General features: G+C 74.5%; 17 protein-coding genes. 11 read left to right on the top strand and 6 right to left on the bottom strand.

Features of this window, described 5'->3' with window-relative positions; genetic code table 11:
• Positions 1–21 precede the first annotated feature (21 nt).
• Positions 22–1779: a lysine--tRNA ligase gene (gene lysS / locus QWJ41_RS01395; RefSeq protein WP_302705349.1), complete on the bottom strand. Its 1758-nt coding sequence runs from the start codon at positions 1777–1779 to the stop codon at positions 22–24.
• 273 nt (positions 1780–2052) lie between these two features.
• Here lysS and QWJ41_RS01400 point away from each other — a divergent pair, with 273 nt between their 5' ends.
• Positions 2053–3045: a helix-turn-helix domain-containing protein gene (locus tag QWJ41_RS01400; RefSeq protein WP_302705350.1), complete on the top strand. Its 993-nt coding sequence runs from the start codon at positions 2053–2055 to the stop codon at positions 3043–3045.
• 24 nt (positions 3046–3069) lie between these two features.
• Here the strand turns inward: QWJ41_RS01400 and QWJ41_RS01405 are convergent, their stop codons facing one another.
• On the bottom strand, positions 3070–3996 hold the full coding sequence (locus QWJ41_RS01405) for a diacylglycerol/lipid kinase family protein (protein WP_302705351.1): 927 nt from the start codon (positions 3994–3996) through the stop codon (positions 3070–3072).
• Positions 3997–4125: 129 nt separating this feature from the next.
• Here QWJ41_RS01405 and QWJ41_RS01410 point away from each other — a divergent pair, with 129 nt between their 5' ends.
• The 4 genes from QWJ41_RS01410 (at position 4126) to QWJ41_RS01425 (ending at position 9185) form a co-directional block, all read left to right on the top strand.
• On the top strand, positions 4126–5421 hold the full coding sequence (locus QWJ41_RS01410; RefSeq protein ID WP_439117291.1) for an adenylosuccinate synthase: 1296 nt from the start codon (positions 4126–4128) through the stop codon (positions 5419–5421).
• A 50-nt stretch (positions 5422–5471) separates the two neighbouring features.
• Positions 5472–6731: a phosphoribosylamine--glycine ligase gene (purD, locus tag QWJ41_RS01415; protein WP_302705669.1), complete on the top strand. Its 1260-nt coding sequence runs from the start codon at positions 5472–5474 to the stop codon at positions 6729–6731.
• Positions 6732–6932: 201 nt separating this feature from the next.
• Entirely contained in the window at positions 6933–8378 is a 1446-nt protein-coding gene (gene purB, locus QWJ41_RS01420) for an adenylosuccinate lyase (RefSeq protein WP_439117292.1), read from the top strand.
• A 111-nt stretch (positions 8379–8489) separates the two neighbouring features.
• A complete protein-coding gene (locus QWJ41_RS01425; protein ID WP_302705354.1) occupies positions 8490–9185 on the top strand; it encodes a type 1 glutamine amidotransferase domain-containing protein in 696 nt (231 codons plus the stop codon).
• A 48-nt stretch (positions 9186–9233) separates the two neighbouring features.
• On the opposite strand, the gene QWJ41_RS01430 is transcribed toward QWJ41_RS01425, so the two are convergent.
• Positions 9234–10715 carry an MFS transporter gene (locus tag QWJ41_RS01430; protein WP_302705355.1) on the bottom strand — a complete coding sequence of 494 codons (1482 nt, stop codon included), beginning with the start codon at positions 10713–10715 and terminating at the stop codon, positions 9234–9236.
• A 132-nt stretch (positions 10716–10847) separates the two neighbouring features.
• Between QWJ41_RS01430 and QWJ41_RS01435 the strand changes: the two genes are divergently transcribed.
• Genes QWJ41_RS01435 through QWJ41_RS01460 form a run of 6 tightly spaced genes read left to right on the top strand, consistent with a single transcriptional unit; the run spans position 10848 to position 16187 of the window.
• A complete protein-coding gene (locus QWJ41_RS01435) occupies positions 10848–11483 on the top strand; it encodes a CDP-alcohol phosphatidyltransferase family protein (protein ID WP_302705356.1) in 636 nt (211 codons plus the stop codon).
• The gene (locus QWJ41_RS01440) at positions 11480–12748 is read left to right on the top strand and encodes an ABC transporter substrate-binding protein (RefSeq protein WP_302705357.1); all 1269 of its coding nucleotides are present in this window, start codon (positions 11480–11482) and stop codon (positions 12746–12748) included. Before QWJ41_RS01435 ends, QWJ41_RS01440 begins: the two co-directional genes overlap by 4 nt.
• Positions 12745–13605: an ABC transporter permease subunit gene (locus QWJ41_RS01445; protein WP_302705358.1), complete on the top strand. Its 861-nt coding sequence runs from the start codon at positions 12745–12747 to the stop codon at positions 13603–13605. The genes QWJ41_RS01440 and QWJ41_RS01445 overlap by 4 nt, the downstream gene beginning before the upstream one ends.
• On the top strand, positions 13602–14399 hold the full coding sequence (locus tag QWJ41_RS01450) for an ABC transporter permease (protein ID WP_302705359.1): 798 nt from the start codon (positions 13602–13604) through the stop codon (positions 14397–14399). The genes QWJ41_RS01445 and QWJ41_RS01450 overlap by 4 nt, the downstream gene beginning before the upstream one ends.
• Complete coding sequence (locus tag QWJ41_RS01455) at positions 14392–15516, top strand: ABC transporter ATP-binding protein (RefSeq protein WP_302705360.1); 1125 nt, start codon at positions 14392–14394, stop codon at positions 15514–15516. Before QWJ41_RS01450 ends, QWJ41_RS01455 begins: the two co-directional genes overlap by 8 nt.
• Positions 15513–16187 carry a TVP38/TMEM64 family protein gene (locus QWJ41_RS01460; RefSeq protein WP_302705361.1) on the top strand — a complete coding sequence of 225 codons (675 nt, stop codon included), beginning with the start codon at positions 15513–15515 and terminating at the stop codon, positions 16185–16187. The genes QWJ41_RS01455 and QWJ41_RS01460 overlap by 4 nt, the downstream gene beginning before the upstream one ends.
• Here QWJ41_RS01460 and QWJ41_RS01465 read toward each other — a convergent pair.
• The 3 genes from QWJ41_RS01465 to QWJ41_RS01475 are packed head-to-tail and all read right to left on the bottom strand — an operon-like array spanning position 16105 to position 18502.
• Complete coding sequence (locus QWJ41_RS01465) at positions 16105–17655, bottom strand: dihydrolipoyl dehydrogenase family protein (RefSeq protein WP_302705362.1); 1551 nt, start codon at positions 17653–17655, stop codon at positions 16105–16107. The two genes, QWJ41_RS01460 and QWJ41_RS01465, sit on opposite strands and share 83 nt — an antisense overlap.
• On the bottom strand, positions 17652–17939 hold the full coding sequence (locus tag QWJ41_RS01470; RefSeq protein WP_302705363.1) for an anti-sigma factor family protein: 288 nt from the start codon (positions 17937–17939) through the stop codon (positions 17652–17654). Before QWJ41_RS01470 ends, QWJ41_RS01465 begins: the two co-directional genes overlap by 4 nt.
• On the bottom strand, positions 17936–18502 hold the full coding sequence (locus QWJ41_RS01475) for an RNA polymerase sigma factor (RefSeq protein ID WP_302705365.1): 567 nt from the start codon (positions 18500–18502) through the stop codon (positions 17936–17938). Before QWJ41_RS01475 ends, QWJ41_RS01470 begins: the two co-directional genes overlap by 4 nt.
• Positions 18503–18616 lie beyond the last annotated feature (114 nt).

Raw genomic sequence — 18616 nt, forward strand, 5'->3', positions numbered from 1 at the left:
AGCCGGCTCGGCGTTCGTCGTTCAGGGGGTGAGCAGGCTGCGCACCTTCTCGGCGCCCAGCGCGAGGAACAGCGTGGGCAGGCGCGGGCCGCGCTCGGCGTCGACGAGCAGCTGGTAGAGCAGCCGGAAGAACGCCTTCTGGTCGGCCTTCACCTCGTCGGTGGGGGCGTCGTCGAGGCCCAGCCCGCGTGCCAGCTTGGGCACGCCGTAGATCAGCGCGGTCGTCTCGTCGAGCTCGAGGCGCTCGGGCAGCCGGTCGAGCAGGTGGCGAAGCCACAGCTCCTCGTCCTCGTCGAGCACGGCGAGCCGCGCGGTGTCGGGCTCCGAGCGCACCGTGGTGCGCTCGGACTCCGGCACGTACTCCGACATCCAGGTCATCGCCCGGCTCAGCCGCGGCTCGAGGTCGGCGACCGAGTCGTGCTCGTGGCCCACGTCGCCGACGATGCGGCTGACCATCTCGGCGCTGCCGGCGGTCACGTCGGCCACCGACGACAGCAGCCGGAACGGCACCACGACCGGTGGGGTGGGCAGGGTGCCGGCGGCGGCGGTGGCCGAGGCGCGCTCGTAGGCCAGCACCTGCGCGTCGCGCTTGGCCGGGTCGGCGGCCTTGCGGGCCAGGGAGTCCCACTCGTCGTAGAGGCGCACCACCTCGGGGCCGAAGTCGACGTTGAAGGCCTGCTTGGGCTGGCGGCGCACGTAGAGCCAGCGCAGCACGGGCGCCTCGAGGATCTGCAGGGCGTCGGCCGCGGTCGGCACGCCCCCGCGCGAGGACGACATCTTCACCTGGCCGCCGGCCCCGACGAACGAGTAGCCGACGAACGACGGCGCGCGGGCGCCGTACACGGCCTTCACGACCTCCTTGCCCACGGTGTACGACGACCCGGGGCTGGCGTGGTCGACCCCGCCCGGCTCGAAGTCGACGCCCTCGACCGACCAGCGCATCGGCCAGTCGACCTTCCACACCAGCTTGCCCTCGTGGTCGGTGCGCAGGTTGGTGGTGCCCTCGAAGCCGCAGGAGGTGCAGGCGTAGGAGAGGTCGGCGCTCTCGTCGTCGTAGGCCGTCGCGGTGGTCGTGTCACGGCCGCACTCGCGGCAGTAGGGCTTGTAGGGGAACCGGGCGAGGTCGCCGGCCCCGTTGCCGTCGTCGGCGCCGCTGGCCTCGTCGTCCTCGAGCACCGAGTCGGCCAGGGCGGCGGCCTCCTGCTCGGACTCCGCGACCGGGGCGGCCTTGGTGCGGTAGCGGCCCAGGATGGTCTCGATCCGGTCGCGGTGCGCAACCGCCTGCAGCACCTGCTCGACGTAGTCGCCGCGGCGGTAGGCCTCGGTCTGGGAGACCTCCTCCATCTCCACGCCCATGGCGTGCAGGCTGGCGACCAGCGGCTCCTTGAAGTGCTCGGCCCACGAGGCGTGGCACTCCCACGGGTCGGGCACCGCCGAGAGCGGGCGCCCGATGTGGTCGGCCCAGGAGGGGTCGACCCCGGCGGGGACCTTGCGGAAGCGGTCGTAGTCGTCCCAGCTGTGCAGGTGGCGCACCGGCAGGTCGCGCCGGCGGATCTCCTCGGCCACGAAGTGCACGGTCAGGAACTCGCGCAGGTTGCCCAGGTGGACCGGTCCCGACGGGCTGGCGCCCGAGGCGCAGGTGATGGTGCGGCCCTCGGCGCGCACCGCCTCCTCGCCGCCGGCGTGGCGGATCGCGTCGTCCGCGGCCCGGGTGACCCAGTCGGTGGGAGCGGTGGTCTCGGACCGGTCGGTGCCGCGTGCGTCGCCGCCTCGTGCCATGGGGTGGGGAGCTCCTGCGTCGTGGGTGCTGTGGCGCGGCAACGCTACCCGAGGCCTGCCGGCGCCCTACGCAGAGAGCGCCGGAGCCGTCCCCTGTGGCAGCCCCGGCGCCTCTTCGTGCGGTGGTCGGAGCGACGTCATCCCCCGATGTCGTGAGGCCCCGGACCCCGACCGAGGACGGCGGGGCACCGCTGGGGACGATTGTGTCCTGACCGGTGCCTGCCAGTCGCGGCGTACCTGTCGCTGGCAGCAAGTTGCCAGTACGCTGGCTCGATGGTGCGGTCGAGCTATCCCTCGGTGATCAGTGCGCTGGGCTTCTCCCGCAACGCCGATCGCGCCTACCACCGGGTCCTGCCGCAGTCGGGGCGCGAGCTGGTCTGGGTGGCGGCCTCGCTGCTGCAGACCCCCGAGGAGCTGCTGCGCGACCTGGCGCCGCTGCGCGAGCGGGGCATCGTCACGCTCGAGGACTCCCGGCTCTTCGTGGCATCCCCGGTCGAGGTGGTGGGACGGATGGTGGCCTCGACGGCGGAGTCCGCGGCCGCCGCCCACGCCCGCCTGAGCGCCGTGGCCGAGGCGATCCCCTTCCTCAGCGGCAGCAACGCGCGCCCCGGTCCGATCGACGTCCTCGACGTCGAGCCGATCGACGGCGAGATCAGCTCGGGCGGCCAGCCCGTCGAGCTGTTGACCGCGCTGATCCGCGAGAGCCGCGGCGACATGCTCTGGCTGCGTCCCGACCAGTTCCGCGAGCCGCGGGAGGACGCGATGGCGCACCTGGTCGGCGAGGCGATCCGCAGCGGGCGGCAGTCGCGGGCGATCTACCCGGTGCGCGCGGTCAGCGAGGCGCCCGACACGTTGCGGCTGCGCTCGGAGGTGGGGGAGCAGATCAGGCTGCTGCCCGACCTGCCGACCCGGATGATCATCATCGGCACCACCCACGTGATCCTGCCCGAGCCGCTGGGGTTCATGGACGAGCCGCGCACCCTGGTGCGCCAGCAGGGCTGGGTCGAGGCGATGACGCTGTGGTTCGAGTCGATGTGGGACCGCGCGATGCCCCTCGATCTCGACGGCGCCCGCGACAGCGTCCCCGACATGCGCGAGTTCCTGCTCGAGCAGCTGGCCTCCGGCGCCCAGGACGAGCAGATTGCCCGCCGCCTCGGCGTCAGCCTGCGCACCGTGCGCCGCCGCGTGGCCGAGCTGCTGGCCGAGCTGGGCGCCGACTCGCGCTTCCAGGCCGGCGTCGAGGCCGCGCGCCGCGGCTGGCTCTGAGCGCTGCTCCTCCGGCCCGCGGGCTCAGGAGGGCCGGCGTCGCGGCAGCACCATCGAGTACGCCGCCGGCTCCAGGCGCCAGGTGCGGCGCCGCTCGGGGCCGTAGACCTCGCCGTCGGCCGCGCACCAGAACTCCTCGCCCGAGACCGACACCTCCCTGCCCCGCAGCGAGATCACGTCGTCGCGCTCGGGGTGGCGCCCGCGCACCAGCCCGGCGACGTACCCGAAGCGCGCCAGCGGGCCGACCGAGCGCGAGATCATCACGTCGAGGCGGTGGTCCTCGGTGTCGGCGTCGGGCACCAGGTCGGTGCCGCCTCCCACGCTCGAGCCGTTGCCGACCGCGACCATCAGCACCGGCTGGTCGAAGCCCACGATGCTGCAGCCGTCGACCTCGACGTGCAGGCGCACGAACGGGGGCCGGAACGCCGCCAGCGCCGCCCCGACCGGGTAGCCGAGCTTGCCGAGGTTGACCTTCTGGTAGCCGACCGAGCCCAGCCGCTCCTTCCACCGCGACCCGCGGCGGCTGGCCTGGGCGCCGGCGCCGACGTGCACGCTGTTGACGACCACCTCGCCCACCTCGTCGACGATGAGGTCGACGGGGCGGGCCTCGCCGGAGAGCACCACCCGGGCGGCCTCCTCGACGTCGAGCGGGATGCCGTTGCCGCGGGCGAAGTCGTTGCCGGTGCCCAGCGGCAGCAGCGCCAGGGTGCGCTCGGCGAGCTCGTTGCGCCGGTGCAGCGCCGAGACGACGGCGTGCAGGCTGCCGTCACCCCCCGCGACCACGATGCGGCGCGAGCCCGCGCGGTGCAGGACGCCGTTGAGCTCGCCGGGGTTCGACGTGCCGGCCACCTCGACGGAGGTCCGGGCGCGCAGGACCGCGAGGCCCCGCTCGAGCGTCTCCTCGTCGGCGGTGCCCGCGTCGCTGTTCTTGATGACGAGCAGGGGTTCCATCGCCGGTGACCCTATCCGGCACCCGGGACGGTGGATGGGGAAAGGGCCGGCCGGTCCCGGTTTTGGTAGCGTGGCGCCGCAAGAGGCCCCGGTGCGCTTGTGCCGGGGTTCTTCGATTTCTCGAGGAGAGTGAGCGAGCAGATGCCCGCGATCGCCATCATCGGTGCCCAGTGGGGCGACGAGGGCAAGGGGAAGGCCACCGACCTCCTCGGCTCGCGCGTCGACTACGTCGTGAAGTTCAACGGCGGCAACAACGCCGGGCACACGGTCGTCATCGGCGACCAGAAGTACGCCCTGCACCTGCTGCCCAGCGGCATCCTCACCCCCGGCTGCACCCCGGTCATCGGCAACGGCGTCGTGGTCGACCTCAACGTGCTCTTCCAGGAGATCGAGGGCCTCGAGGCCCGCGGCGTCGACACCAGCAAGCTGGTCGTCAGCGCCAGCGCCCACGTCATCGCCGACTACAACCGCACCGTCGACAAGGTCACCGAGCGCTTCCTCGGCTCGCGCCGCCTGGGCACGACCGGGCGCGGCATCGGCCCGACCTACGCCGACAAGATGAACCGCATCGGCATCCGCGTCCAGGACATCTTCGACGAGAAGATCCTGCGCCAGAAGATCGAGGGCGCCCTCGAGCTCAAGGGCCAGGTGCTGACCAAGATCTACAACCGTCGCGCCCCCTCGGTCGACGAGACCCTCGAGGAGCTGCTGCAGTACGCCGACCGGTTGCGGCCGATGGTCGCCGACACCGGGCTGCTGCTCAACCAGGCGCTCGACCGGGGCGAGACCGTGCTGCTCGAGGCCGGCCAGGCCACGCTGCTCGACGTCGACCACGGCACCTACCCCTTCGTCACCTCCTCCTCGGCGACCGCCGGCGGTGCCTGCACCGGCTCGGGCATCCCGCCGATGCGGATGGACCAGGTCATCGGCATCGTCAAGGCCTACACGACCCGCGTCGGCGAGGGCCCGTTCCCCACCGAGCTCTTCGACGAGTTCGGTGCGCACCTGGCCAGCGTCGGCGCCGAGTTCGGCACCACGACCGGTCGCCAGCGCCGCTGCGGCTGGTACGACGCCGTGATCGCCCGCTACGCCGCCCGGGTCAACGGGGTCACCGACTTCGTGCTCACCAAGCTCGACGTGCTCACCGGGCTCGAGCAGGTCCCGGTCTGCGTCGCCTACGACGTCGGCGGGGTCCGCCACGACGAGATGCCGGTCAACCAGACCGACTTCCACCACGCGACGCCGGTCTACGAGTACCTGCCCGGGTGGAGCGAGGACATCAGCGGCGCGCGCACCATGGACGACCTGCCGAAGGCGGCGCAGGACTACGTGCACCGGGTCGAGGAGCTGTCGGGGGCGCGGATCTCCGCGGTCGGCGTCGGTCCGGACCGTGAGGCCACCGTGGTCGTGCACCCGCTGATCTGAGAGCATCAGGGCCCGTGAGCACCCCCTCCGCGACCGTGCCGACCGGCCCCCTGACCGTCCTCGTGATCGGCACCGGTGGCCGTGAGCACGCGCTGTCGCGGGCCCTGGCCCACGACGCGGGCGTCGCGGCGGTGCACTGCGCCCCCGGCAACCCGGGCGTCGCCGCGGTCGCCGCGCTCCACGACGTCGACCCGATGGACGGCGCCGCGGTCGCCGACCTCGCCGAACGCCTCGGTGCCGACCTGGTGGTCGTGGGCCCCGAGGCGCCGCTGGTGGCCGGTGTCGCCGACGTCGTGCGCGAGCGCGGCATCCCGGTCTTCGGTCCCTCGGCGGCTGCGGCACAGCTGGAGGGCTCGAAGGCCTTCGCCAAGGACGTGATGGCCGCCGCCGGCGTGCCCACCGCGGCCGCGACCAGCTGCAGCACCGCCGAGGAGGTCGCGGCCGCCCTCGACGCCCACGGAGCGCCGTACGTCGTCAAGGACGACGGCCTGGCCGCAGGCAAGGGCGTCGTGGTGACCTCCGACCGCGACGAGGCGCTGGCCCACGCCGCCGGCTGCGAGCGGGTGCTCGTGGAGGAGTTCCTCGACGGCCCCGAGGTCTCGCTCTTCGCGATCTGCGGTTGGGACGACGAGCACGGCGCGGTCGTGCACCCGCTGCAGCCCGCCCAGGACTTCAAGCGGATCCGCGACGGTGACGAGGGCCCCAACACCGGCGGCATGGGCGCCTACACGCCGCTGCCGTGGGCTCCCGAGGGCCTCGTCGACGAGGTGCTGGCCACCGTCCTGCGCCCCACCGTCGAGGAGATGGCGCGACGCGGCACCCCCTTCACCGGCCTCCTCTACGCCGGCCTGGCGCTGACCTCGCGCGGCGTGCGGGTCGTCGAGTTCAACGCCCGCTTCGGCGACCCCGAGACCCAGCCGCTGCTCGCGCTGCTCGACTCCCCGCTCTCGCCCCTGCTCCTCGGCTCGGCCACCGGCACCCTCGCCGACGTGCCCGCTCCGCAGTGGCGCCCCGGCGCGGCCGTGGGCGTGGTGCTCGCCAGCGCCGGCTACCCCGAGTCGTCGTCGAAGGGTGACGTCATCAGGGGCCTCGAGGCTGCCGAGACACTGCCCGACGTGCACGTCATCCACGCCGGCACCGCGCTGTCCGATGACGAGGTCGTCACGGCCGGCGGGCGCGTGCTGGCCGTGGTCGGCGCCGGCGACTCGCTCGCGGCGGCCCGTGCGGCGGCGTACGCGGGGGTCGACGCGATCTCCTTCGACGGCGCCCAGCACCGCACCGACATCGCGCAGGCCGCCGCCGAGGACTGACCCCCGCCCCCTTCCGCGTCCCAGCCGGGTCGTGGTCTGAGTCGTGGCTTGGGTCGTGGCTCGGGTCGTGGTCCCTGGACGCACCATGGCGCGTCCCCAGGCACACGACCCAGACCACGACCGGGAGCACGACCCGGACCACGACCCGGACCACGACCCGCGAGTGCGGGTGCGGCCCCGGCATCGGTGACAATGGGCGCCGTGACCGTGCCGAACGTCCTCGCCACCCGCTACGCCGCCGCCGACCTGGCCCAGATCTGGTCGCCCGAGCACAAGATCGTGCTCGAGCGCGAGCTGTGGGTGGCGGTGCTCAAGGCGCAGCGCGACCTGGGCATCGCGGTGCCCGACGGGGTCGTCGAGGCGTACGAGCGGGTGGTCGCGCAGGGGGCCGATGCCGTCGACCTGGGCTCGATCGCCGCGCGCGAGCGGATCACCCGCCACGACGTGAAGGCGCGCATCGAGGAGTTCAACGCCCTCGCCAGCCACGAGCACATCGCTGTGCAGTCCATCCATGGGGGCATGACCAGCCGCGACCTCACCGAGAACGTCGAGCAGCTGCAGGTCAAGCAGTCCCTCGAGCTGCTGCGCGACCGGGCGATCGCGACCCTGGCCCGGCTGGGGCGCCTGGCCGCCGAGCACGAGACCACCGTGATGGCCGGTCGCTCCCACAACGTCGCCGCGCAGGCCACCACGCTGGGCAAGCGCTTCGCCAGCGTCGCCGACGAGATGCTGGTCAGCCTCGAGCGGGTCGAGGACCTGCTCGGCCGCTACCCGCTGCGCGGCATCAAGGGCCCGATGGGCACCGCGCAGGACATGCTCGACCTGCTCGACGGCGACGAGGACAAGCTCGCCGACCTCGAGCAGCGGGTCGCGGGCCACCTCGGCTTCCAGCGGGTGCTGACCAGCGTGGGCCAGGTCTACCCGCGCAGCCTCGACTTCGACGTGCTCTCCGCGCTCGTCCAGCTCACCGCCGGCCCCTCCAACCTGGCCACCACGATCCGGCTGATGGCCGGGAACGAGATCGTCACCGAGGGGTTCAAGGAGGGCCAGGTCGGCTCCTCGGCGATGCCGCACAAGATGAACACGCGTTCCTGCGAGCGCGTCAACGGCCTGGCCGTCGTCACCCGCGGCTACCTCTCGATGGTCGGCGAGCTCGCCGGCGACCAGTGGAACGAGGGCGACGTCTCATGCTCCGTGGTCCGCCGGGTGGCGCTGCCCGACGCATTCTTCGCCGTCGACGGGCTCTTCCAGACCTTCCTGACCGTGCTCGACGAGTTCGGCGCCTTCCCCGCGGTGATCCAGCGCGAACTCGACCGCTACCTGCCCTTCCTGGCCACCACCAAGGTGCTGATGGCCGCGGTGCGCAACGGGGTGGGCCGCGAGAGCGCCCACGAGGCCATCAAGGAGGCGGCGGTGGGCACGGCGCTGGCGATGCGCCAGGGCCAGGCCGACAACGACGTCTTCGCCAAGCTCGCCGCCGACGAGCGGCTCGGGCTCACCGAGCAGCAGCTCGAGAGCCTGGTCGCCGAGCCGATCGCGTTCACCGGCGCCGCGGTGGCCCAGACCCAGGCCGTCGTACGCCGCGTGGTCGCGCTGGCCGAGCAGCACCCGGCCGCGGCGGCGTACGCACCCGGCGCCATCCTCTGAGCCGACCTGCGCCCAGCTTTTGCCCGGCCTCACCCCTGGGGTCGGAATGGGCACCCCCGGGCATCCGTTGGGACGGGGTACGCAACTTCAGCTGATCGAAGGAGCAACCCCATGAGCAAGATCCTCTTCGTCGTCACCGGCGCTCGTCACTGGACCCTCAAGGACGGCACCCAGCACCCCACCGGCTACTGGGCAGAGGAGCTCGTCGCGCCCTTCCAGGTCTTCACCGGCGCCGGCCACCAGGTCGTCGTCGCCACTCCCGGCGGCGTGCCGCCGGTCGTCGACGAGGGCAGCCTGGCCGCCGAGGCCAACGGTGGCCAGGAGAACTCCGACGCGCTGCGCAAGGCGATCGACGACATCGAGCAGCTGCGCTCCCCGGAGTCGCTCGAGCTGGTCGACCCCACCGCCTACGACGCGGTCTTCTACCCCGGCGGCCACGGCCCGATGGAGGACCTCTCCGGCGACGCCGACTCCGCGCGGCTGCTGGTGCAGACCCTCGAGTCGGGCAAGCCGCTGGGCATCGTGTGCCACGCCCCGGCCGCGCTGCTGGCCACCGAGGGCGCGGACGGCTCGCCGTTCTCGGGCTACCAGCTGACCGGCTTCACCAACGCCGAGGAGACCCAGGCCGGGCTGGCCGAGGGCGCGCCCTGGCTGCTGCAGGACCGACTCGTCGCCCTGGGCGCCGACTTCCAGGAGGCAGAGCCGTGGAGCGAGAACGTGGTCGTCGACCGCTCGCTCTTCACCGGCCAGAACCCCGCCTCCTCGGGCCCGCTGGCCCGCCGGATGCTCGAGGCCATCGGTTCCTGAGCCGACCCGGCTCCGCGGCACCCGCATCGGACGCGCCGGTCGTGAGGCTCACGCCTCGCGGCCGGCGCGTTCGTCGCGCAGGGCCACGACGGCTGCGACCAGCGCCAGCGCCACCAGGGCGGCCGAGACCAGGAACGCGGTCCGCAGGCCGGCCTCCGACCCCCACAGCCCCAGCGCCACCGTGTAGGCGGTGACCCCGAGCGCCGAGCCCACGGCCGAGCCGATCCGCTGTCCGGTCTGCAGCGCGCCCCCGGCGGCCCCGCCCATCCGGGGCGGGACCTGGTCGAGGGTCAGCGTGAAGTTCGGCGAGATCACCGCGCCGCCGCCGAGACCGCCGACGAACAGCAGCGGCGGCAGCAGCGCCCACAGCGCTCCGCCCTCGCGGCCGGGCACCAGCACCGCCATCGCGACGACCGCCCCCACCACGGTCACCAGCGCAGCCACGCTGAGCTGGCGGCCGACCGTGGTCACCACCCGCCCCGCCAGCGGTGCGGAGACGGCCGAGCCGAGCGCGAAGCCGGTGAGCAGCAGCCCGGTGGTCAGGGGCGCGAGGCCCATCTCGGTCTGCAGGTGGATCGAGAGCACCAGCACCAGGCCGGTGAACCCGGTGAAGTAGAGGGTGCCGACCGCGATGCCGTTGGCGAAGCCGGGTGTGCGGCGCAGCAGCGTGACGTCGAGCAGCGGCGCGCCGCCGCGGCGTACGACGCGGTGCTCCCAGCCGACGAAGACCGCGACCAGCACCGGCACCAGCGGCAGCGCCAGCAGCCAGAGGTAGTTCCCGCTCTCGGCTCGGACCACTGGGTAGAGCAGCAGCAGCACGGCCGCGCCCAGCAGCACCGAGCCGAGCGGGTCCAGCCGAGGGCGGGCCTCGCCGCTCTCGCGCGGGCGGGTGTGCGGCACCAGCCGCAGCACCGCCACCAGCGCCGCCAGCCCGATCGGCACGTTGACCAGGAAGATCCAGCGCCAGCCGTCCTCCTCGCCGAAGAGCGCGATGATCAGTCCGCCCAGCACGGGGCCCAGGGCCGCGGAGACCGAGACCGTGAGCCCGAAGATCCCGAAGGCGCGTCCTCGTTCGCGACCGGAGAAGAGCTCCTGGATCAGGCCCGAGTTCTGGGGTGTCAGCAGCCCTGCGGCCGCACCCTGCAGCAGCCGGGCCAGGATCACCAGCTCGACGTTGGGCGCCAGGCCGACGGCCGCGCTGGTGACCACGAAGAGCCCGAGCCCCACCAGCAGCAGCAGCCTGCGTCCGTAGGCGTCGCCCAGCCGGCCGCCGGTGACCAGCACCAGGCCGAAGCTCAGCGCGTAGCCCGAGACCACCCACTGCACGGTGCCGGTCGAGGTGTCGAGGCCCTCCTGGATGGAGGGGATCGCCACGTTGACGATGGTGACGTCGAGCAGCGCCATGAACCCGACGACCAGCGAGACCGCGAAGATCCGCCAGCGCCGGGGGTCGGGCTCGTCCCCGCCGTCGCCGCCCGACCAGGGGGCGAGGGCGTCCGCTGCGCGCGGGGGCTCCCGCTGCTCGACCATGCCCTCCAGCCTGACCTACCACCCCAGACCCGGCGGGGTGGGTCGGCCCGGGATGATGACCGGGGTCCCACCGGGTTCCCGGTCCAGGACATCCCCGATCCGTGACCAGATCCCTGACCAGGAGGCCCCGCCGTGCTCGACGCCCCCGTGCGCCGCGTCATCGCGCCCGGCCTCGACGCCGCCGCGGCCGGTCTCGACCGGCTGGGGGTGCGCCCGCTCGCCGTGACCGGGCTCGGCTGGCTGGTCGGCCTCGCCGCCTGCGTCGCCGTGGCGACCTCGCACTGGTCGCTCGCGCTGGTGCTGTGGCTGGCCAACCGGGCCCTCGACGGCCTCGACGGGCCGCTGGCACGCCGCCGGGGAGCCACCGACCTCGGCGGCTTCCTCGACCTGCTCGCCGACTTCAGCGTGTACGGCGGCTTCGTGCTCGCCGTGGGTGTCGCGGTGCCGGAGGCGCGCCTGGCCTGCTTGGTGCTGCTGCTGACCTACTACGTCTCGGGGACCGCGTTCCTGGCCCTGGCGCCGCTGCTGGAGAAGCGCGGCGCCCGTGGTGACGGTCGCTCGGTGCTCTTCGTGGGCGGGCTGGCCGAGGGCACCGAGACGGTGCTGGCCTACGCCGTGCTCTGCCTGCTGCCGGACCACGCCGAGACCGTGCTCTGGGTCTTCGCCGCGATGGTCGCCCTCACCGCGCTGCAGCGGGTCGTCCTGGGCATCCGCGCCCTGCGTCCGCTCCGAACCACCCCCGGACCACTTCCCGAGGAGATCACGTGACCCGCCGCGCCCGCCGACCCGCCCGCCCCGCCCTGCTGACGACCGCCCTGGCCGCCACCGCGCTGCTGGCCTCCGCGTGCGGCGGCGCCCAGGACGAGGCCGCGGCGGTCGACGCCTCCGACTGGGACGCCGTGCTCGCCGAGGCGCAGGGCCAGAGCGTCGACTGGTACATGTACGGCGGCGACCAGCGGCTCAACACGTTCGTCGACGGCGAGGTCGCCGACCGCCTCGCCGACCTCGGGGTCACCCTCAACCAGGTCAAGATCACCGACACCGCCGAGGCGGTCAACAAGGTGCTCGGCGAGCAGCAGGCCGGACGCACCTCGGGCGGCTCGGTCGACGCGATCTGGGTCAACGGCGAGAACTTCGCCACCGGTGTGCAGGCCGACCTGTGGGCCTGCGGTTGGACCGCCGACCTGCCCAACGCCGAGCACGTCGACCTCGACGACCCAGCCGTGGCCACCGACTTCGGGGTCCCGGTCGAGGGCTGCGAGGCCGCCTGGCAGCAGGCCAGCTCGGCGCTGGTCTACGACAGCGCGGTGCTGGACGAGGCCGACGTGGAGTCGGTCGAGTCGCTGCTGGCCTGGACCGCACGTGAGCCGGGGCGCTTCACCCACCCCGCCCCGCCCGACTTCACCGGCTCGATGGCGGTGCGCACCTTCCTCTACGACACCCTCGGCGCCGAGACCGTCACGGCCGCGGCCGAGGGCGGCGGTCTCGACGACGACGTCTACGAGGAGGCCCGCGACGAGACCTTCGACCGGCTGCTCGACGCCTCCGACGGCTTCTGGCGCGGCGGCGAGACCTACCCGGTGAGCCAGGAGGAGGTCGAGAAGCTCTACGCCGACGGCGAGATCAGCGCCTTCCTGACCTACGGCCCCGGCGCGGTCGGCAGCCTCGTCGAGGACGGCGTCTTCCCCGAGAGCACCCGCGAGACGGTGCTCTCGGTCGGCAACATCTCCAACGTCAGCTTCGTCGGCGTGCCCGCCAACGCCGAGGACCGCGCCGGCGCGATGGTCCTGGCCGACGTGCTGCAGGACCCCGAGGTCCAGCTCGGGCTCTACGAGGCCACCGGCATCTTCCCGGTCATCGACCTCGACACCGTCGAGCCCGCCCTCGCCGAGCGGTTCGCCGCCGTCGACGCGGGCCCCTCGGTGCTGAGCCCCGAGGAGCTCACCGCCGACGCGCTGCCCGAGCTCGACAGCGCCACCCTTGCCCGGATCGAGGACGACTGGAGGGCACGGGTCCTGCGGGGCGAGGGATGAGCCCGCGCCTGCGCATCGCCCTGCTCCTGGCCCCCGCCCTGCTGGTCGTCGGGGTCTTCGTCGTCGGCGGGGTGCTGCAGGCGGTGCTGCAGAGCCTCGGCTTCGCCCCCGTGGTGGGGGAGTCGCAGTGGTCGCTCGACGCCTACCGCCGCGTGCTCGCCGACCCGGCGGTGCACGCCTCGCTGCTGCTCACCGCCCGGGTCTCGCTGATCTCCACCGCGGCCGCCGCCGTGCTCGGCACCGCCCTGGCCCTGCTCGTACGCCGCCTGGGCGGGCGCCGCCGCCTCGCGGTGCTCTTCCACGGCACCCTGGCCGTGCCGCACCTGGTCGGGGCGCTGGCCATCGGCCTGCTGCTGGCCCCCTCCGGCCTGCTCTCGCGCGCGGCGTACCGGCTCGGGCTGGTGGACTCGGTGCAGGACGTGCCGGCGCTGACCCAGGACGCCTTCGGCTGGGGGATCATCGCGGAGTACACGTGGAAGGAGACCTTCTTCGTGGCCGTCGTGGCACTGGCCGCGCTGGGTCGCCGCGTCTCCGACCTCGAGGACGTCGCCTCGACGTTGGGCGCCTCGCGCTGGCAGCGGCTGCGCGAGGTCACGCTGCCGGTGCTGGCCCCGCCGGTCGCGGCCGCGTCGGTGCTGGTGCTGGCCTTCGTCACCGCCTCCTACGAGGTGCCCCGGCTGCTGGGGCGGCCCTACCCGACGACGCTGTCGGTGGAGGCCTTCCAGCGCTACCGCGACATCGACCTGACCTCGCGGCCCGAGGCGATGGCCCTGGCCGTGCTGGTCGCCCTGCTGACCACGCTCGCGGCGCTGGCCTACTTGCGCCTCGTCGGCGGCCTGGCGAGGCGGTCGCTGTGAAGCACTCCCCATGGCGCGGCGCGGCGGTCGCCGTCGTCGCGGTGGTCACGGTGCTGCCGATGCTTCCGGTCGTGCTGTGGGCCGTTGCCGGCGCCTGGCGCTACCCGGCCCTGCTGCCGCCCGAGCTGAGCACCCGGGGGCTGCGACTGCTGCTCGGCGACGGCGTGCTGGCTGCCCTGGGCACCTCCGTGCTGGTCTCCACCAGCGTCGCGCTGCTGGCCTGCCTGGTGGGCCTCCCGGCCGGGCGGGCGCTCGGCCTGCACCGCTTCCGCGGGCGCCGGCTGGTGCAGTTCCTGCTGCTGGCCCCGATCATCGTGCCCCCGCTGGCGGTCACCCTGGGCCTGCAGGTCTTCTTCATCCGCTACGGGCTCGCCGACACCGTCGCCGGGGTGGTGCTGGTCCAGCTGGTGCCGACCGTGCCCTACGCCGCCAGCCTGCTCGCCGCCGCCCACGCCGACCTCGACACCGACCACGAGCAGGCGGCCCGGGTGCTGGGCGCCGGCCCGGTGGCGACCCTGCGCCACGTGAGCCTGCCGCTGCTGCGCCCGGCGCTGGTGACCGCCTTCCTGCTGACCTTCCTGATCTCCTGGAGCGAGTACGTGCTGACCCTCCTCGTCGGTGGGGGCCGGGTCACGACCCTGCCGCTGCTGCTCTTCTCGGCCATCGAGTCCTCCGACCGCACCGCGGCCGCCGCGCTCGGCCTGCTGGTGGTGGCGCCGCCGGTGCTGCTGGTGCTCGCCCTGACCCGGGTCGCCGGACGCGACGTCGCCTGGATGGGGGTCTCCCGTGCGTAGGCGCCGGCACGAGCGCGACCACGAGCGCGACGCCGCCGCCCGGCCGGCCGCTGACCAACCGGCCTCCGGGCCGGCCGCCCGGGTGGCGGTGCGCGACCTGGTGGTCCGCTTCGGGTCCACCACGGCCGTCGACGGGCTCGACCTCGACCTCGAGCCGGGCAGCTTCACCGCGCTGCTGGGCCCCTCGGGCTGCGGCAAGAGCACCACGCTCGCGGTCCTCGCGGGCCTGCAGCGACCCGACGCGGGCAGCGTGCGCATCGACGACGTCGACGTGCTGGGCAGCCCCCCCGAGCACCGCCCGGTCGGGCTGGTGCTGCAGAAGCCGCTGCTCTTCCCGCACCTCGACGTGGCCCGCAACGTCGGCTTCGGCCTGCGGATGGCCGGCGCGTCCCGCGCCCACGAGCGGGCCGAGGTGCGCGACATGCTGCGCCGGGTGCGCCTCGACGACCTCGGCGCCCGGCGTCCGCACGAGCTCTCCGGCGGGCAGGAGCAGCGGGTCTCGCTGGCCCGCGCGCTGCTGCGCCGCCCACGGGTGCTGCTGCTCGACGAGCCGTTCAGCCAGCTCGACCCCGAGCTGCGCGACGACATGCGCGGGCTGGTGCGCCGCCTGCACGACGAGCTCGGGGTGACCACGCTGTTCGTGACCCACGACCGCGACGAGGCCGTCGACGTCGCCGACCGGGTCGTCGTGCTCGACGAGGGCCGCGTCGTGGGCGCCGGCACGCCCGAGGAGGTCTACACCCGCCCCGACACCCTGGCGACCGCGCGCTACTTCGGCCCCGTCAACGAGCTGACCGGCGAGGTGGCCGACGGGCGCTTCACCAGCCACGACGGCACCCTGGCCGTGCCCACCGGCGCCACGGCCGGCCCGGCGGTGCTGGTCGTGCGGCCCGAGGCCCTGGCCCTGGCCGGCGACGCCGCGCCGGCGGCGTACGACGTGCGGGTCGCGGTCAAGGAGGTCCGCTTCGCCGGCACCCACCTGGTGGTCGAGACGGCGCTGGCCGACGGCACCGCGCTGCGTGCGCACCTGCCCGTCGGCTCGGCGGTGGTCCCCGGCGGCGCGGCCCGGCTGGCGCTGTCCCCCGAGCGCTGCCACGTGCTGGAGGGGCAGCGATGAGCCGGGGCGTGCTGCTCAAGGCCGGCGTGCTGCTGGCGCTGGTGGTCGCCGCGGTGGCGCTGCAGCTCAGCGTGGGCCTGCCCAGCCAGGCCGAGCTGCGCTCGACCCTCGACGGGCTCGGCGGGTGGGCGGTGCCGGCGTTCGTGGCGGCCTACGCCGCCATCAGCCTGCTGCCGGCCGGTCCCACCGCGGTGATGACGGTGCTCGGCGGCCTGCTGCTGGGCTTCGGCACCGGCCTGGTCGCCGTGCTCGGCGCCGCGGTGGTCGGCGCCGTGTCCGCGTTCCTGCTGAGCCGGGTGCTGGGTCGCGACGCCGTGCGCAGCCTGACCGGGCAGCGCTTCGCCAGCCTCGACGAGCGGGTGCGCGCCAACGGCTTCGCCACAGTGCTGCTGGCGCGGCTGGTCCCGCTGGTGCCCTTCAGCACCGCCAACTACGCCTTCGGCCTGACCTCGGTGAGCACCCGCACGTACGCCGGCGCCACGGTGCTGGGCATCGTGCCCGGCTCGGCCGTCTACGTGGCCGTCGGCGCCTTCGGCACCGACCCCGGCTCGCCGCCGTTCCTGCTCGCGATCGCCGCGCTGGTGCTGCTCACCGTGCTGGGCGTGTGGCGCCAGCGGCGGACGCGCGGTGCTGCACCCACCGACGCCGACCCCGCGACAGGACCCGTGTGACGGTCGCCGGCAGCGGACGGGCCAGCTCCTCGCGGGTGCGCGCGACGGCGGCCTTCGAGACGCCGTCGCTCCACGCGGGGTAGGGGTGGATGGTGCCGGCGACGGTGCGCAGGCTGACGCCGGCCTGCGCCGACAGGGTCAGCTCGGCCAGCACCTCCCCGGCCCGGGGGCCCACGACGCGGGCGCCCACCAGGCGGCCGCGGCCGTCGAGCACCACCGCGACCTCCCCGTCGGTGTCGCCCTCGGCGACGGCGCGGTCGATCTCGGTGGCGTCGACGCGGTGCACCGTGTGCGACGGGTCGTCGGTCTCGGTGCCGACGCCGAAGGAGGCCACCTCGGGCTGGGTGTAGGTGACCCGGGGGATGGTGTCGAGGCGCACCTTGCGGCGCAGCCCCAGCACCGCGTTGGAGGCGGCCAGGCTGCCGTGCATGCCGGCCACGTGGGTGAAGGCGGGGTGCCCGGTGAGGTCGCCGGCGGCCCAGATGCGGGGGTTGGTGGTGCGCAGCGCGCCGTCGACCACCACGTGGCCGCTCTCGCGCACCTCGACCCCGGCGGAGCCCAGCCCCAGGTCGTGGGTGCCGGGCGTGCGCCCGACCGCCACCAGCACCCGGTCCACGTGCAGCACGGTGCCGTCGGAGAGGTGCGCGGCCAGGTCGCCGGGGGTGCCCTCGACGCGCTCGAGCGAGACGTCCTCCTGCAGGTCGACGCCGTCGGCGCGCAGCGCCGCCGCGACCAGGGCGGCCGCGTGCGCGTCCTCGGGGCCCAGCACGCGCGGGCCCGCCTCGACGACGCTCACCCGGCTGCCCAGCCGGGCGAAGGCCTGGCCCAGCTCGCAGCCGATCGGGCCGCCGCCCAGCACCAGCAGCCGCCCGGGCAGCTCGGTGAGGTCCCACACGTCGTCGGAGGTCAGCGGTGAGGCCTCGGCCAGGCCGGGGATGCCGGGCACGCTGGGGGAGGAACCGGTGGCCAGCAGGGCCTGTGCGAACCGCACCGGCTCGCCGTCGACCACCGCGCTCTGCGGGCCGGTCATCGTGACGTCGCCGTGGGCGACCGCGATGCCCGCCCCGCGCAGCCGCTCGGGGGAGTCGACCGGCTCGATGCGCGCGATGGTGTCGTGCACGTGGCGCATCACCGCGGCGAAGTCGACGTGCACGTCGCCCACGTGCACGCCCAGGCGCGGGGCGCGCCGGGCGGCCGCGGCGGCGTGCGCGGCGGCCAGCATCGCCTTGCTCGGCACGCAGCCGGTCCACAGGCAGTCGCCGCCCGTGCGGTGCCGCTCGACCAGCAGGGTCCGCGCGCCGAAGCCGGCCGCGGTGTGCGCCGCCACCAGGCCCGCCGTGCCGCCCCCGACGACCAGCAGGTCCCAGGGCGCGCCGTCGGGCGTGGTGAGCGGGTCCGAGCGGCGTACGCCGGGCGCGGCGGTCGGCGGAGCGATCGAGGGGGCGGTCGCGGGGTCGGTCGCGGTCATGCGGGGTCTCCGTCGGTCAGGTCGCGGACGAGGTCGTGGGCCCGGCGCAGCGACGCCGGGGGCGGGGCGTGCTGGTCGCCGAGGCGGTCGAGGGCCGCGAGCACGCGGCGCCGCTCGGTGGCCGAGGTGGCGCACCGCTCGCACACCGACAGGTGGCGCTCGAGCCGGTCACGCTCGGCGGGCGTGAGCGGGATCGCGGGCTGCTGCTCGACGTAGCGGTCGAGCACCCGGCCCGACCACCAGCACTCGAGCATCGAGCGGGGGCCCTGCATCCTCCTGGTCACCGGCTGCCTCCTCGGGGTCGGCGGTGGGCCAGCGCGGCCCGCAGGCGGGAGCGGCCGCGGCTGACGCGCGAGACGACGGTGCCCGTCGGCACGTCGAGCACGGCCGCGGCCTCGTCGTAGGTCAGGTGGTCGACGTCGACGAGCAGCACCGCCCGGCGGAACTGCTCGCCCAGCGAGCCCACCGCCTCGGCCACGTCGGCGTCGAAGGCGCGGTCGTCGACGACCTGCTCGGGGGAGGAGGCGTGCGCGGCGCCGAAGGCCGGCCGGTGCCGGGCCAGCACGTCGTCCTCGACCAGGTCGGGGCGGCCGCGCCGCAGGCTGTTGAGGTGGGTGCGTCGCAGGATCGTCAGCAGCCACGCCCGGGGGTGGCGCCCGTCGAAGCGGTCCACCGCCCCCCAGGCCCGCACCAGCGTGTCCTGCACGACGTCGTCGGCGTCGCTCCACGACCCGGTGAGGGTGTGTGCCACCCGCAGCAGCACCTCGACCTCCGGCTCGACCCAGCGGGCGAAGGCCTCCGCACGGGTCGCCTCCCCGCGCTGGGCGGGCGCGGCCGAGGGGGTCATGTCCTCGGAACCCGGTGGGCCCTCGGGTTCCTTCCCGTCTCGCCCGGCCACCACCCCATCCTGTCGCACCCGCGTGCACCCGGTTTGGTGCCCGGGCGCGGCACCGGGAGGATC

The sequence above is a fragment of the Nocardioides cremeus genome, from assembly GCF_030518195.1.
In the GTDB taxonomy this organism is placed as follows: Bacteria; Actinomycetota; Actinomycetes; order Propionibacteriales; family Nocardioidaceae; genus Nocardioides; species Nocardioides cremeus.

Coding starts and splice junctions, on each gene's coding strand:
- QWJ41_RS01405 (WP_302705351.1), bottom strand. CDS start 3,996: ATGGAACCCCTGCTCGTCATCAAGAACAGCGACGCGGGCACCGCCGAC.
- QWJ41_RS01425 (WP_302705354.1), top strand. CDS start 8,490: ATGAGCAAGATCCTCTTCGTCGTCACCGGCGCTCGTCACTGGACCCTC.
- QWJ41_RS01465 (WP_302705362.1), bottom strand. CDS start 17,655: ATGACCGCGACCGACCCCGCGACCGCCCCCTCGATCGCTCCGCCGACC.
- QWJ41_RS01460 (WP_302705361.1), top strand. CDS start 15,513: ATGAGCCGGGGCGTGCTGCTCAAGGCCGGCGTGCTGCTGGCGCTGGTG.
- QWJ41_RS01475 (WP_302705365.1), bottom strand. CDS start 18,502: ATGACCCCCTCGGCCGCGCCCGCCCAGCGCGGGGAGGCGACCCGTGCG.
- lysS (WP_302705349.1), bottom strand. CDS start 1,779: ATGGCACGAGGCGGCGACGCACGCGGCACCGACCGGTCCGAGACCACC.
- QWJ41_RS01445 (WP_302705358.1), top strand. CDS start 12,745: ATGAGCCCGCGCCTGCGCATCGCCCTGCTCCTGGCCCCCGCCCTGCTG.
- QWJ41_RS01430 (WP_302705355.1), bottom strand. CDS start 10,715: ATGGTCGAGCAGCGGGAGCCCCCGCGCGCAGCGGACGCCCTCGCCCCC.
- QWJ41_RS01400 (WP_302705350.1), top strand. CDS start 2,053: ATGGTGCGGTCGAGCTATCCCTCGGTGATCAGTGCGCTGGGCTTCTCC.